The 15,550-nt window shown below is 33.0% G+C and carries 13 protein-coding genes and 1 riboswitch; of the genes, 10 read left to right on the top strand and 3 right to left on the bottom strand.

Annotated elements, in window-relative coordinates; translation table 11 throughout:
• Positions 1-9 precede the first annotated feature (9 nt).
• From KKQ76_RS12600 to ribA, 4 genes are read left to right on the top strand one after another with little or no spacing between them, the layout of a single operon-like run.
• The gene (locus KKQ76_RS12600) at positions 10-204 is read left to right on the top strand and encodes a twin-arginine translocase TatA/TatE family subunit (protein ID WP_069800625.1); all 195 of its coding nucleotides are present in this window, start codon (positions 10-12) and stop codon (positions 202-204) included.
• A 1-nt stretch (position 205) separates the two neighbouring features.
• Positions 206-817, top strand: a complete 612-nt coding sequence (locus KKQ76_RS12595) for a DUF4254 domain-containing protein (RefSeq protein WP_213197418.1) — start codon at positions 206-208, stop codon at positions 815-817.
• Positions 818-819: 2 nt separating this feature from the next.
• Positions 820-1,272 carry a hypothetical protein gene (locus KKQ76_RS12590; RefSeq protein WP_213190514.1) on the top strand — a complete coding sequence of 151 codons (453 nt, stop codon included), beginning with the start codon at positions 820-822 and terminating at the stop codon, positions 1,270-1,272.
• A 25-nt stretch (positions 1,273-1,297) separates the two neighbouring features.
• Positions 1,298-1,897 carry a GTP cyclohydrolase II gene (ribA, locus tag KKQ76_RS12585; protein WP_069800620.1) on the top strand — a complete coding sequence of 200 codons (600 nt, stop codon included), beginning with the start codon at positions 1,298-1,300 and terminating at the stop codon, positions 1,895-1,897.
• Positions 1,898-1,947: 50 nt separating this feature from the next.
• On the opposite strand, the gene deoD is transcribed toward ribA, so the two are convergent.
• On the bottom strand, positions 1,948-2,655 hold the full coding sequence (gene deoD / locus KKQ76_RS12580) for a purine-nucleoside phosphorylase (RefSeq protein WP_104794162.1): 708 nt from the start codon (positions 2,653-2,655) through the stop codon (positions 1,948-1,950).
• Positions 2,656-2,808: 153 nt separating this feature from the next.
• Positions 2,809-3,324 (bottom strand): hypothetical protein, encoded by a 516-nt coding sequence (locus tag KKQ76_RS12575; protein WP_213197417.1) that lies wholly within the window; start codon positions 3,322-3,324, stop codon positions 2,809-2,811.
• A gap of 193 nt (positions 3,325-3,517) precedes the next feature.
• On the opposite strand from KKQ76_RS12575, the gene KKQ76_RS12570 reads away from it, so the two are divergent.
• From KKQ76_RS12570 to KKQ76_RS12555, 4 genes are all read left to right on the top strand, one after another.
• Entirely contained in the window at positions 3,518-4,288 is a 771-nt protein-coding gene (locus KKQ76_RS12570; protein ID WP_213197416.1) for an alpha/beta hydrolase family esterase, read from the top strand.
• A 126-nt stretch (positions 4,289-4,414) separates the two neighbouring features.
• The gene (locus KKQ76_RS12565) at positions 4,415-6,100 is read left to right on the top strand and encodes a glycoside hydrolase family 3 protein (RefSeq protein ID WP_213197415.1); all 1,686 of its coding nucleotides are present in this window, start codon (positions 4,415-4,417) and stop codon (positions 6,098-6,100) included.
• Between the two features lie 244 nt (positions 6,101-6,344).
• Positions 6,345-7,484, top strand: coding sequence for an N-acetyl-alpha-D-glucosaminyl L-malate synthase BshA (gene bshA / locus KKQ76_RS12560; protein ID WP_213197414.1), 1,140 nt, complete (start codon positions 6,345-6,347; stop codon positions 7,482-7,484).
• 66 nt (positions 7,485-7,550) lie between these two features.
• The gene (locus KKQ76_RS12555) at positions 7,551-8,810 is read left to right on the top strand and encodes a DUF2851 family protein (RefSeq protein WP_213197413.1); all 1,260 of its coding nucleotides are present in this window, start codon (positions 7,551-7,553) and stop codon (positions 8,808-8,810) included.
• Between the two features lie 46 nt (positions 8,811-8,856).
• Here KKQ76_RS12555 and KKQ76_RS12550 read toward each other — a convergent pair whose 3' ends face one another.
• Complete coding sequence (locus KKQ76_RS12550) at positions 8,857-11,469, bottom strand: MGH1-like glycoside hydrolase domain-containing protein (protein WP_213197412.1); 2,613 nt, start codon at positions 11,467-11,469, stop codon at positions 8,857-8,859.
• Between the two features lie 149 nt (positions 11,470-11,618).
• Positions 11,619-11,729, top strand: a riboswitch (SAM riboswitch).
• 60 nt (positions 11,730-11,789) lie between these two features.
• On the opposite strand from KKQ76_RS12550, the gene KKQ76_RS12545 reads away from it, so the two are divergent.
• Both KKQ76_RS12545 and metH read left to right on the top strand, forming a co-directional pair.
• The gene (locus KKQ76_RS12545) at positions 11,790-12,800 is read left to right on the top strand and encodes a homocysteine S-methyltransferase family protein (protein WP_213197411.1); all 1,011 of its coding nucleotides are present in this window, start codon (positions 11,790-11,792) and stop codon (positions 12,798-12,800) included.
• A 71-nt stretch (positions 12,801-12,871) separates the two neighbouring features.
• The gene (gene metH, locus KKQ76_RS12540) at positions 12,872-15,526 is read left to right on the top strand and encodes a methionine synthase (RefSeq protein ID WP_213197410.1); all 2,655 of its coding nucleotides are present in this window, start codon (positions 12,872-12,874) and stop codon (positions 15,524-15,526) included.
• The last annotated feature ends 24 nt before the right edge of the window (positions 15,527-15,550 follow it).

Raw genomic sequence — 15,550 nt, 5'->3', positions numbered from 1 at the left:
TTTTCAAAAATGATTTCACCAATTATTATACTATCACTTTCTTGGCAGCATATCCTAATTGTTGCTATCGTACTTTTATTACTTTTCGGAGGTAAAAAAATTCCTGAATTAATGAGAGGAGTTGGTAGCGGAATTAAAGAATTTAAAGACGCTGTAAAAGAAGACGAAAAAAAGCCAGAAGATAAATCTCAAAATCCTTCTTAACATGTCTTTTACCGAACACGCATGGAATATCTTCAACAAATCTGTTGAAGATTATCATTTACATGATAACGTAGACTTTCCTATAAATAATCCATTCGAAAATGGCAGTTTGGAACATCTTTTGTATACTAAGAATTGGATAGATACCGTACAATGGCATTTAGAAGATATCATTAGAGACGAAAATATTGATCCGGTAGAAGCACTACAATTGAAAAGAACAATTGATGCTTCTAACCAAAAAAGAACTGATTTGGTGGAATATATTGACAGTTATTTTTTCCAAAAATATCAAAATATCACGCCTAAATCAGACGCTAAAATCAATACAGAAACAGTGGCTTGGGCAATTGATAGATTTTCAATTCTCGTTTTGAAAGTTTATCACATGAACCAAGAAGCTACTAGAGAATCTGCCACAGAAGAACATAGAGCAAAATGTACAGAAAAACTCAATGTACTTCTAGAGCAGAAAGAAGATTTAAGCCAAGCGATTGATCAATTACTTTTAGATATAGAAAACGGTGATGTTAAGATGAAGGTATACAAACAAATGAAGATGTATAATGACGAAAGTCTTAACCCTATCCTTTATCAAAAATCTAATTCATAAAAATGAGAAATACAATAAATTTACTTTTCGCCTTGCTTCTATTGACTTCGTGCTCGGTAGAAAAAGTAAATTTATCTCCTTTGTCTAATAGTTTTTCGAGTTATTCTACCCAAACTAGTTTTTCTGAACAGACGTATAAATCTATGGAAAGGGTGAATTACCTCTCAGAAATCACCAATACGCTTACAGAATTTCCAGTTTTTAAAAATCAAAAACTCAATGCAGAAATTTATAAAATGAAACTGCATATTTCTGATTACATTTATTCTATCAAACAGAATAACAAGGCGGAACAAACTAAGGCTTATAAAAACTACACCAATTCTTATAAAACAATTCAGACGCTGAAAACAAGTCTTCCAAAAGACGATTTAGAATTACTGAATAGATATTTGGCTAAAATCAAAACAAACATTAGTCTTATAGATTCTTTCGATAGTACAGAATCTAAGTAAATCTTATCTTTACATAAAAAATTAGATGATAACATTACAGGCAGAATCATTAGTTCCTACCGATTTTGGAAACTTTAGAGTAATGGCTTTTTCGGATAGTGAAAAAGACTGGATGCCTCATATTGCTTTGGTTGCAGAAAATACAGATTTTTCTAAACCTATCAATGTTCGTTTTCACTCAGAATGTATTACTGGAGAAGTTTTCCATTCTAAAAAATGTGAATGCGGTCAGCAGTTAGATGCAGCCATGAAATTTATTCAAGAAAACGGAGGCATTATCGTTTATCTTCGCCAAGAAGGTAGAAATATTGGCATTATCAATAAGCTCAAAGCTTACGCATTACAAGAAAAAGGACTAGATACCGTTCAAGCGAATCTTCAATTAGGACTTCCTGCCGATGATAGAGATTTTAATGTAGCCATTGAAATTTTAAAATTATTAGACGTAAAAGAAATCAATCTTTTAACGAATAATCCTGATAAAATAAAATTTGTAGAAAACAGTGAAATTCATCTCAATAAAAGAATTCCACTTCAGATGGAAGCCAATGAAAACAGCAAAGAATATCTGAAAACTAAAAAAGAATATTTCGGCCATCTTCTAGATGACGAAACAGAAAAATAAAAAAACGCTTCGAGAATTTCGAAGCGTTTTTTAGTATCTATTTGAACTTTTTAAAGTTTAATTCCGCTTTCTAGAGCCAGAGTCATCATGGTTCTAAGAGCAGTTTCTCTTTGGTCTGCAGAAATTTCTTCACCTGTTGGAATAATATCTGAAACCGTCAAAATCGTTGCTGCATTTTTCCCTAAATGTTTAGCATTAGCAAAAAGTGCGAAAGCTTCCATTTCTACTGCTGGACAATTATATTTCTCTGCAATGGCAGGAATTCCTGGTGTTTTTCTGTAGAAAACATCACTGGTGTGAATATTTGCCGCTTTAGTTTCAAGAGCTAATTCTTTAGCCGTTTCATTAATTACGTCAAAAGCTTTTCCTTGGTGATACATGATTTCTTCATCCATTTCCCAAGCAAATTTAGCATAAGTAGATTCACTTGCGGCTCCATCTACATTTATCAGGTCAAAAACGTTAAGATCTGTAGTATATCCACCACAAGTCCCAATTCTGATAATGGTATCTACATCATATTCTGTAAATAATTCGTAAGAATAAATCCCAATACTTGGCACTCCCATTCCACTTGCTCCTACAGAAATTTCTTTTCCTTTATACAAACCTGTAAAATAAAAAATATTTCTGGTCTTGCTTACCAATTTTACATCTTCTAGAAAATTATCTGCGATGTATTTAGCTCTTAAAGGATCTCCTGGCTGTAATACCGTTTTTGCAATCTCGCCTTTTTTGGCACTGATGTGAACACTCATAATTTTAATTTTAAAAGGACAACAAAGGTAAGAACTTTTTGTGGGAAAAAAATCTGATTTTTATTACCCAACAAAAAATCCCAGCAATTCATTTTGCTAGGATTTCTTTTTTGTGAAAAATTAATATATGGATGGTTTTGAATGATTTAGTGATTATTTTGGTTCTTTTAAGTTAAAATATTTCACTACTGCATTATAATCCTCGTAATTTACCTGAGAAGCAGTTCTATTTGCTCTAGAAGCTGGAACCAGTACAATTCTAAACGTTTGATTGTTAAGATAAGTCGCTCTTTCTGTACTCGTAATGGTAGATTGGTCAAAATTAGCTTCTGTTCTTACTTGAACTCTTTTTGTATCAAAAATAAAATTGTAATCTAATTCTCTGTTATCGCTCAAGTAAAAAGTTTTAGGCAAAAGTTGCCAAATTGCACTTGCTGAACTGTTAGAATTGATATTTCTATACACTAAAACTACATCAGAAGAAGGAATGTCAATCGCTTGATCTAAGGCATAATTATTAGTAGAACTAAAAGTTCCCGTTACATCCTTCATTACAGGATACGTATCATTATCTTGAATATCTCTTTCTACTACTTCGTTCATTTCGCAGCTCATCATCAATAATCCTCCGAAAATCGCAAGAACCATTAAAGTAAAATATTTTTTCATATCAATAATTTTTATTTGTTATTAGTTTTTACATTCCAAGTTGCGTGCCAAAATAAATTTTTAACTTTATTGTTTAATTTTCATCAAAGATTTAAAGCTTTTAAAATGAAACACCCTTGTTATTTTTTTGATAAACAAGAGCTTGAGTAAGGGTGTTCCATCTGACCAATAAAAAACAAATAATAATAAACAGATGAAAAACACAATCATTGTTTTCTTGTTGATTTTCAGCACAAAACTATTCGCTCAAACTGAAAAATTTTATCAAATTAATGTCGTAGAAAGAAAAGCACTTTTTTTTGAGCCAAAATTAAATTCAGAAAAAATTCCAGTGGTTTTTGTTTTTCATGGTCATGGTGGAAATGCGAAACACGCCAGTAGAAATCTTAATTTTCATCAAAATTTCCCCGAAGCGTTAGTCATTTACATGCAAGGAATTCCCGGAGTTACTAATTCTATCGTAGACAAAGAAGGAAAATACAACGGTTGGCAAATGAATCCAGACGAATTACAAAACCGAGATGTGAAATTTTTTGATGAAGTTTTTTCTCAAATTTCTAAAAATTACAATATTGATTTCGATAGAATTTACGCAGTAGGACATTCTAATGGTTCTAGATTTGTAAATGTTTTATGGAAAATGCGACCAGAAAAATTTGCTGCATTCGTTACTGTTGCTGGTCCTGGTGGAAATTGGCTAAAATCTGCACCACAAAAATCCGTTTGGATCAGTTTTGGAAAAAATGATAAAATCGTGCCTTATAAAATTCAAAAATTCTCTTCCAAACAATATCTAAAATTCTTTGAAGCCAATGAAAGCACTGCTCAAACAAATGGCGAAATTACTTCTTATGAAACTTCTGAAAACAAAGAAATCATCATAGAAGACCGAAATGCAGGACACGAATTTCCACAAAATTCCATTCCCAAAATGGTAGAATTTTTGAAACGAAATCACTTATGATTGATTCAAAAAAGGCTTAATTCTAAGCTAATTCTAAACTTTTAATGATTTGAAATTTTAGAAATACAATATTTCTATAGCAATCACAAAAATATGTTTGTATTTTTGTTGAATAACATTGTTTTTATGAAATTCATCAAAAATATATTCACTTATTTATTCATTTTAATTTTCGCTAATCTTTCGGCTCAATATTTCCCCAAAAATGCTCCAAAAAATTTAGAGCAAAAAGCCGAAAAATATGCTGATTCTCTGTATCAACAATTGTCTTTAGACGAAAAAATCGGGCAATTATACATTGTAGCTTTGTACAATAATCGTGGAGAAGAAGAAATTCAGAAAATTAGAAATCTCGTAGAAAAAGAAAAAATCGGTGGCTTGATTCTCATGCAAGACAATGCCGAAAAACACATCCAACTGCTGAATGAATTTCAAGGGAAATCTAAAGTGAAAATGATGATTGGCATTGATGGAGAATGGGGATTGTTCCAAAGATTTCCTGCCGCACATAAATTTCCTTGGGCTATGACTTTAGGAGCCATTCAAGACAATTCTCTCATTTATGAAATGACTTCTAAAATTGCTGAGGATTGTAAGAGAATGGGTATTTATTGGGATTTCGCGCCCGTTGTAGATGTGAATACCAATCCTGCAAATCCTATTATTGGCAACAGAAGTTTCGGTTCAGACATCAATAATGTGATTGCAAAAGGTTTGGCTTATGCACAAGGTTTGCAAGACAATGGCGTTCTCGCTTCTATGAAACATTTCCCTGGTCATGGCGATACAGATACCGATTCTCATTTAGATTTACCAGTAGTTTCACATAATTTAGAAAGATTAAATGCTGTGGAATTAGCTCCTTTCAAAGCTTTGCTTGATAAAAAAATTGGTGGAGTTATGGTGGCGCATTTATATGTTCCTGCTCTAGAAAAACAATCGGGAATTCCTGCTTCTGTTTCTTATGAAGTCATTACTAATTTGCTCAAAAAATCATATCAATACGATGGTTTAATCATCACCGATGCTTTGAATATGAATGCTGTAGCAAAAAAATTTCCTGCAGGTGAATTAGATTTGAGAGCTTTCAAAGCGGGAAATGACATCATGCTTTTTTCACAAGACGTTCCAAACGGAAAAGCTTTGATAAAATCAGCTTTAGAAATAGGTGAAATCTCTGAAAACCGCCTCGCGGAAAGTGTAAAGAAAATTCTGAAAACCAAATATTTATTAGGACTTCAAAATTTAAAATCCATAAATTCTGAAAATATTAATGAAGATTTAAACAACGCTTCTCACGCAGAACTTTCAGAAAAATTATATTCCAACGCAATAACTTTGTTGAAAGACGAAAAAAATCTTTTGCCTTTAAGTTGTAGCGAAACCTATTATTATCTTCCTTTGGAAGAAGCGCCGTTTCAGACTTTTGTAGAAAATTTAAATTTAGGAACTACAGTAAAACTCATTTCAAAAAATGAAATTGCTCAAATTCCTGAAAATTCTACGGTGATTGTTGGTTTTCACAAAGACAATTCTACGGCTTACAAATCATATAAAATCTCACAGAAAAGCAAAGATATTTTAGCAGAATTGAGTAAAAAACAGAATGTGATTTTAGATGTTTTTGGTTCGCCTTACGCTTTGAAAGATGTAGATATTTCTACAATTTCTACCGTTTTGGTAAGTTATGAAAATAATGATTTATCTTTGAAAGCTTCTGCAAAAGCAATTTTAGGAAAAACAAAAATTTCTGGAAAATTGCCTGTAATCGTCAATGAAAATTTGAAAGCAAGAAGCGGAATTGAGAAATAAAAAAAATTTAACCGCAAAAGCATCAAAAGAAATGATTGAAAACAAGTATTACAAAAGTAAAAAAAGAAAAACTGATCCTTTTTTTACTTTTGATTAACTCAAAAATTTATATAGCTCTTGTTCCTTTTGTGGTTAAAAAAAATATAATAAATTTAAAAACAGAAACGGAAAACTTCGTTTCACAAAAAATAAAAATGAAATCCGAAGGATTACATTTGTCAAATAAAAAAACATTAATCTCCAAATGAAAATAGGAATCCTTTGTTATCCAACATACGGTGGTAGCGGAATCGTAGCCACAGAACTCGGTATGTCTCTTGCCAAAAAAGGTTATGAAGTGCACTTCATTTCCTCGGAATTACCTGCAAGATTGGACATGACTGACCCAAACATTTTCTTCCACAAAGTAAATGTACAAACCTATCCTTTGTTCAAACACCAACCGTTTGATATTGCGCTTTCTTCCACGATTTATCAAGTGGTGAAATTGTACAAATTAGATATTTTACATGCACATTACGCAATTCCTTATGCTTATGCTGCTTTTTTCGCCAAGCAAATGCTGAAAGAAGAAAACGCTGATATTCCGTTAGTTACAACGCTTCACGGAACAGACATCACTTTGGTTGGTCAACATCCAAGTTACAAACATGCGGTAGAATTTTCCATCAACCAATCAGATAAAATCACTACGGTTTCTGAAAGTTTGAAAAGTGATACTTTGAAATTTTTTAAAATCACAAAAGAGATTGAAGTCATCACCAATTTCATCGACAATACAGAATTTGAAGATTTAAAAACTTGCCAAAGAAATCATTTTGCCAATGAAGATGAAAAAATTCTGATTCACGTTTCCAATCTTCGTCCTGTGAAGAGAATTAAAGACGTTTTAGACATTTTCAACAAAGTTGAAAAATCAGTAAAATCTAAATTATTGATTTTGGGAGACGGTCCAGATGTAGAAGTCATCAATGAATTTATCAATGAAAATCCACACCTCATCAATAAAATTAAACTGCTCGGAAAAGTAGATAATTTATACCAAATTCTGAAGTTTGCAGACGTGTTTTTATTGCCTTCTGAACAGGAAAGTTTCGGTTTGGCAGCATTAGAAGCAATGGCTGCAGAAACGCCAGTAATTTCGAGTAATGCAGGCGGAATTCCTGAGGTAAACATCCAAGGAGAAACCGGATTTTTAGCAGAAGTAGGAAATGTAGAAGCCATGGCAAGTTATGCTATAAAATTGCTTTCAGACGATAAACTTCTGTCAAAGATTAAGAAAAATGCAAAAGCAAGAGCATTGGAATTTGACTTAGTCAATATTCTTCCGATTTATGAAAAAATGTATGAAGAAACGCTAGAAGAATTTCATAAAATGGCTTAACAATCATTCTCGCAGATTCTACAAAAAGTAAATCTGCGGGAAATAAAACTAAAAAACTAAACCACCATGAACGAAAATTTACTCCAATATCTTTGGAAGTATAAGATATTTTCCAAGTTTGATTTCAAAGATACCGATGGAAACCCAATCGAAATTCTAGATTTTGGAACATTGAACACCAATTCTGGACCAGATTTTTCTTTGTCAAAAATTAAAACGAAAAACATCGTTTTAGCAGGAAACATAGAAATTCATGTGAAATCTTCGGATTGGTATTTTCACAATCATAACCTTCAAAAAGACTATCAATCGGTTATTCTGCATGTTGTTTATTTTAATGACACGGATATTGCAGAACTTAAAGAAGCCGGAATTCCTACTTTAGAACTAAAAGATTATATTAACGAGGAGATTCTTGCCAAATATCAAACTTTAGAAAATCAATATCAGTTCATTCCGTGTGAAAGCATCTTTGATGCTTCTAAAGTTCCTTTTCTTTTTTCGGAAGAAACTTTACTCAAAAAATTAGATGAAAAATCTATAGAAATTGAACATCTTTTGATTCAATCTAAAAATAATTACGAAGCTGTTTTATTTCAAAAACTAGCATACAGTTTTGGACTAAAAGTAAATGCGGAAATTTATCAAAATATTGCAGAAAACATTGATTTTAAAATCATTCAAAAGATTTCTCAAAATCAATTTCAACTAGAAAGTTTACTTTTTGGAAAAGGAAATCTATTAGAAAAAGAAACCGAAACAAGTCAAAAATGGAATAGAGAATTTGAATTTCTGAAAGCCAAATTTAAAATTTCAGGACAAACTTTTCCAGTAAAATTTATGCGGTTAATGCCTCCTTCTTTTCCTACGATTCGGCTTTCTCAGTTGGCGATGCTGTATCATCTTCAGCCCAATTTATTTTCTAAAATTTTAAAAGCTAAAAATATTCAGGAATTAAAATCACTTTTCGAAAAAGTAAAAACTTCAGAATTTTGGGAAAATCACTACACGTTCGAAAAAACTTCCGAAGAAAAAATAGAGAAAAAATTGTCTGACGATTTCATAGAAATTCTTCTCATCAATGCAGTTTTGCCTATTATTTACACCTATTTTAAAAATATAAATCCCGAAAAAAATGACCAAGTTATAGACTTTTACAAAAATTTAAGCCCTGAAAAAAATTCTATCATCTCTTCATGGAAAAAACTTAACGTAAAATTTAGTTCAGCATTAGAAACCCAAGCGTTTTTGTATCATCATAAACATTTATGCTCATACAAAAACTGCTTGAATTGTAATATTGGCTTAAAAATTTTAAAGAATTAATTTTTGATTTTTTACCTCAATCTTATAGGAATAAAATCAAAAAAATCTAATTTTTCAATCTCGGGTGTAATAATTTGGCAACGGTAGAAGTCCAACCAGTTTGGTGAGAAGCGCCTACTCCACGACCATTGTCTCCATGAAAATATTCGTAGAACATCACGTAATTTTTGAAATGTTCGTCATGGTTTAATTTATCTACATTCCCATTAAAAGCACGATTTCCGTCTTTATCTGGTAAGAAAATACTGCACAATCTTTGACTCAAATGATCTGCTACATAATTTAGATTTTGGAAATTTTCACTTCCGGTAGGAAGCTCTACTTTCAAACTTTCGTCGTAATAAAAATAAAATCGCTGAAGACTTTCTACAATTAAAAAATTAATCGGGAACCAAATCGGACCTCTCCAATTGCTGTTTCCGCCAAACATTCGACTATCACTTTCGGCAGGCGTATAATGCACAACGTGATTGATGCCATTAATTTCTAATTGAAACGGATTTTTTTCATACACTTTTGACATCGAACGAATTCCAAATTCACTTAAAAATTCTTTTTCGTCTAACATTCTATTCAGAATTTTGGTCAATCTCGTCTTTCTCAAAATACTCATGAGATGTTTTCTGCCTTTTCCTTCTACATCCCAATGCGAAACCAATTTGGCTAGTTCGGGTTTATTTTTTAGAATCCAATCCATTCTTTCGGTAAAATTAGGCAGTTTTTGAAGCATTTCGTGTTCTATTACTTCTACCGCAAACATTGGAATGAGACCTACAATACTTCTTAGTTTTAAAGAAATTCCAGTTCCGTCGTTAAGTTGCAATACGTCATAGAAAAATCCATCCTCTTCGTTCCAAAGTCCATTTTTCCCTTCACCAAGATTTTCCATGGCTTCTGCAATGTAGAGATAATGCTCGAAAAATTTAATCGCCATATCTTCATAAACTGGATTATACAATGCCAACTCCATAGAAATCCTCATCATATTCAGGGCAAACATCGCCATCCAAGAAGTTCCATCAGCTTGTTCTAAATATTCTCCATTTTTAAACTGCATATTTCGGTCAAAAGCACCAATGTTATCCAATCCTAAAAATCCTCCACCGAAAACATTTTTCCCGTTTTTATCTTTTCGGTTTACCCACCACGTAAAATTGAGCAATAATTTCTGAAAAACACTTTCTAAGAAATGAATATCTGGTTTTCCATTGATTTTTTCATCGATTTTAAAAACTCTAAAAGTGCTCCATGCGTGAACTGGCGGATTGACATCTGAAAAATCCCATTCATACGCTGGAAGCTGACCGTTAGGATGCATATACCATTCTTTGGTCAATAATTGCAATTGATTTTTGGCAAAATTTGGGTCTAAAATACTAAAACTCACACAGTGAAAGGCTAAATCCCACGTTGCAAACCACGGATATTCCCATTTATCTGGCATAGAAATAATGTCTTTGCAATTCATGTGTTTCCATTCTACATTTCTTACATGATGTTCAAAATTCCTTTCCACTGGGAAATTTGGGTCGCCATTTAACCATTTCCCAACTTTATAATGATAAAATTGTTTGTTCCAAAGCAATCCTGCAAAAGCTTGTCGCTGAACATTTTTTTCATCTTCACAGTTAAAATCTTTTTGAATTTCGTCATAAAATTCATCCGATTCTTTTTTTCTTACTTCAAAAACCTCATCAAAATCAAAAAAAGCGTTCTCCATTTTATGAGGAGACATTCTGAAATCAAAAGTTTTGGTTTCCCCACCTTCTAATTCCGTATCGATTACAAAAGCAGCTTTCGTTCCGAATTTTTTAGGATTCACCGTGTTTTTTTGATGAACGATATGATGGTTAATTCCATCTTTAAAGTATTTATTTTCAGATTTTTTTCCGAATATTTTTTCGGTATTGGTTTCATTTTCGCAGAAAAGAATTTTCACGGATTTGTCACGAGAATAAAGTTTTTTCATGCCCAAACTCTCATGTTCTATTTCTATTTGACCACGATGGCGCGTTGTAAAATTAGGTTTATAAGAATTATAACCCCAACTCCAATTATTTCTGTACCAAAGTGTGGGCAAAATCACCAAAGGCGCTTTTTCTGTATTTCGGTTGGTGACGGTAACTCTGATTAAAATATCATCATGGTGAATTTTGGCATATTCTATAAAAATATCAAAATATTCATTTTGGTCAAAAATTCCCGTATCTATAATTTCATATTCTGTTTCCTTATTGCTTCGTTCTGCATTTGTCTTGATTAAATCTTCGTAAGGAAAAGCATTTTGCGGATATTTGTACACCATTTTCATGTAAGAATGAGTAGGCGTATTATCTAAATAATAGAAAATTTCTTTAATGTCTTCACCATGATTTCCTTGATGGTTGCTCAATCCAAAGAAACGTTCTTTAACCATTTTATCTTTCTTGTTCCAAAAAGAAAAAGCGAAGCACAAACGTTGCTTGTCATCAGAAATTCCCGCGATTCCTTCTTCTGCCCATCTGTACGTTCTGCTTTCTGCATCATCATGACCAGTTGCTCCCCAAGTATTTCCATCAAAGGAATAATCTTCTCTTACGTTTCCCCACTGTCTATTGCTTACATAAGGTCCCCAAGTTCTGTAATTTATATCTTGTAATCGTTGTTTTTCAGCATTCATAGCCATTATTTTTTAATATAACATGATGCGAAGGTAGAAAAAAATAAAAACTATGAAATTTCATTTATATTAATTTTTTCAATGACAATTTCTTATTGTGAAAAAAATGATATAGCTTTGCAAAAGATTTGTTCTTTCATATAATCGAAATGTTATCAAGAAAGGTGGAGAGATTAGACTCTGTGAAACCTTGGCAACCTCTCGCGTTTCTAAAACGAGAAAAGGTGCTACATTCTACTCATTTTTGGGATAGATAACACATAAAAACAGTTGATTCCCTCAACTTTTCTTATAGCATTTCATTTTTTAATCACATTGAAATGCAAAATAGCGACATACTTTATCAAAATTTACAGCAAAGAATCCTTGTTCTAGACGGAGCTATGGGAACTATGCTTCAGCGATATCAGTTTACGGAAGAAGATTATCGTGGCGAGAGATTTAAAAACTGGGAATCTCCATTGAAGGGAAATAATGATTTACTTTCTCTTACTCAGCCTCATGCTATTGAAGCGGTACACAGAAAATATTTAGAAGCGGGTGCAGACATCATCGAAACCAATACTTTTTCTGCGACTACCATTGCAATGGCAGATTACCACATGGAAGATTTGGTGTATGAACTGAATTATGAATCCGCAAAAATTGCCAGAAAAGTTTGTGATGAATTCACGGCTTTAACTCCAGAAAAACCAAGATTTGTAGCAGGTTCTATTGGCCCTACTAATAAAACTGCATCTCTTTCTCCGGATGTAAATGACCCTGGTTACAGAGCCATTACTTTTGACGAGTTAAGAATTGCTTACAAACAACAAGCAGAAGCACTTTTAGATGGCGGTTCTGATATTCTTTTGGTAGAAACCATTTTTGATACTTTAAATGCGAAAGCTGCACTTTTTGCCATAGATCAAATTCAAGAAGAAAGAAAAATTCAGATTCCAATTATGGTTTCTGGAACCATTACTGACGCTTCAGGAAGAACTTTGAGCGGACAAACTGCTGAAGCTTTTTTGGTTTCTATTTCTCATCTTAATTTATTGAGTGTAGGATTTAACTGTGCTCTAGGTGCGAAACAATTGACGCCTTATTTAGAAACTATTTCTAATAATTCTGAATTTTACATTTCTGCTTATCCAAATGCTGGTTTACCGAATGCTTTCGGTCAATACGATGAATCTCCAGAATTTATGGCAGAACAAATCAGAGAATATGCAGAAAAAGGATTGGTAAATATCGTTGGTGGTTGTTGCGGAACAACTCCTGACCACATTGCTGCAATCGCAAAAATCGTTAAAAATTATCAACCAAGAAAAGTTGATGTGATAATTTGATGATGAGTTAATGCGATGCTTTTCACAAGCATTATCTTATTTTCAAATTAACTAATTATCTCATTTATAATATGAAATATTTAAAACTTTCGGGTCTAGAACCTTTAATTATAACTCCAGAATCCAATTTTATCAATATTGGAGAAAGAACCAATGTAGCAGGTTCTAAGAAATTTCTCCGATTGATTAAAGAGGAAAAATTTTCTGAAGCTCTAGATATTGCTCGTCATCAAGTAGAAGGTGGCGCACAGATTTTAGACATTTGTTTTGATGATGGACTTTTAGACGGAAAATATTGCATGGTTAAATTCTTGAATTTAATCGCCTCAGAACCTGATATTTCCAGAATTCCAATGATGATAGATTCTTCTAAATGGGAAATTTTAGAAGCTGGTTTACAAGTAGTTCAAGGGAAATGTGTAGTAAATTCCATCAGTTTAAAAGGTGGTGAAGAAGAATTTATTCGTCAAGCCAAAGCCATCAAAAGATATGGTGCCGCAGTAGTTGTAATGGCTTTTGATGAAAATGGACAAGCTGATAATTACGAACGCAGAATAGAAATCTGTAAAAGAAGTTATAAACTGTTGACGGACACAGTCCGTTTTCCTGCGGAAGATATTATTTTCGACCTCAATATTTTCCCAGTTGCAACTGGAATGGAAGAACATCGCAGAAACGCGTTGGATTTCATTGAAGCAACAAAATGGGTTCGTGAAAACTTGCCTTATGTTTCGGTTTCTGGTGGTGTTTCTAACGTTTCGTTTTCGTTTAGGGGAAATGATACGGTAAGAGAAGCGATGCACTCGGTTTTTCTATATCACGCCATCAAAGCGGGAATGAATATGGGAATTGTAAACCCTGCAATGTTAGAAATTTACGACGAAATTCCTAAAGATTTGTTGGAGTTGGTAGAAGATGTAATGCTAGACAGAAGAGATGATGCTACCGAAAGATTATTGGATTATTCTGAAAAACATAAATCCGTAAAAAAAGATGTTGTAGAAAATTTAGCATGGCGAAATCAGCCTTTGCAAGACAGAATTACCTATTCTTTGGTAAAAGGAATTGACCGTTTTATTGAGGAAGATGTAGAAGAAGCCCGAAAAATTTCGGCAAAACCTTTGGATGTTATCGAAGGTAATCTAATGACAGGAATGTCTGTAGTGGGAGATTTATTCGGAAGTGGAAAAATGTTTCTTCCTCAAGTGGTAAAATCTGCGAGAGTGATGAAAAAAGCGGTGGCTTATCTTCAACCATTTATAGAAGCTGAGAAAGATTCTGCTCAAAAAGCCAATGGCAAAGTATTGATGGCAACGGTAAAAGGTGATGTTCACGACATTGGAAAAAATATTGTAAGCGTAGTTTTGGGCTGTAATAATTACGAAATTGTAGATTTGGGAGTGATGGTTCCTGCCGAAAAAATTATTCAAACTGCCATTGATGAAAAAGTAGATGTCATTGGTTTGAGCGGATTGATTACGCCAAGTTTAGACGAAATGGTGCACATTGCCAATGAATTAGAACGCAGAAATTTAGATTTTCCGTTGATGATTGGTGGCGCAACAACTTCTAAAGCGCACACTGCGGTAAAAATTGATCCAAAATATAAAAATGCGGTGGTTCACGTGAATGATGCTTCTAGAGCAGTTGGCGTGGTAAGTTCATTATTGAGCAATAGAAATGGAGCGTTTATTTCTGAACTTAAAGCAGATTATGCAGATTTTCGCGAGAAATTCTTGAACAGACAAGTTGATAAAGAATATATTTCGATAGAAGAAGCGAGAAATCAAAAATTTAAAGTTGATTGGAAAAACGAAGAAATCATTAAACCAAAAAATTTAGGTGTTCAAATTATTGAAAATCAAGATTTAGAAGAATTGGTTGATTTTATTGACTGGAGTCCGTTTTTTAGAAGTTGGGATTTGTTTGGAAAGTATCCTCAGATTTTAGAAGACGAAATTGTAGGAGAACACGCAAAAGAACTTTTTGCTGATGCTCAAAAAATGTTGAAGAAAATCGTGAAGGAAAAATTATTAACTGCAAAAGCAATTTTCGGAATTTTTCCTGCCAATTCTAATGAGCAAGACGATATTGAACTGAAAAATGGCGAGGAAACATTCACTTTCAGAACGCTTCGTCAACAACATAAAAAATCTGATGGCAAAGAATATTTGGCTTTGAGTGATTTTATCGCTCCAAAAACATCAGGAAAACAAGACTACATCGGTGCTTTTGCGGTGACTACTGGTTTTGGAACCGATGAATTGGCTCAAAAATATGAAGCTGAGCATGATGATTACAATGCCATTATGGTAAAAGCATTGGCAGACCGATTGGCAGAAGCTTTTGCAGAATATTTACACAAAAAAGTAAGAACGGAATTTTGGGGATATTCTAATGATGAAAATCTAGAAAACGATGATTTAATTTCTGAAAAATATGTAGGTATTCGTCCTGCTCCTGGTTATCCTGCTTGTCCGGATCATTTGGAAAAAACTACGATTTGGGATTTACTGAAAGTGAAAGAAAATATTGGTTTGGAACTGACAGAAAGTTTGGCAATGTTCCCTACAGCCTCTGTTTCTGGATATTATTTTGCCAATCCTAAAGCAAAATATTTCGGAGTAGGAAAAATTTCGGAAGATCAATTAAAAGATTACGCCGAAAGAAAAAATGTGGAATTGGAGTTTGCTAGAAAATGGTTGAGTCCGAATTTGGCAGAATAGTTTGTATTTTTGTTAAAAAATAAA

The organism is Cloacibacterium caeni, assembly GCF_907163105.1.
GTDB classification, from domain to species: Bacteria; Bacteroidota; Bacteroidia; order Flavobacteriales; family Weeksellaceae; genus Cloacibacterium; species Cloacibacterium caeni_A.
This window is presented reverse-complemented; position numbering and strand designations above follow the sequence as displayed.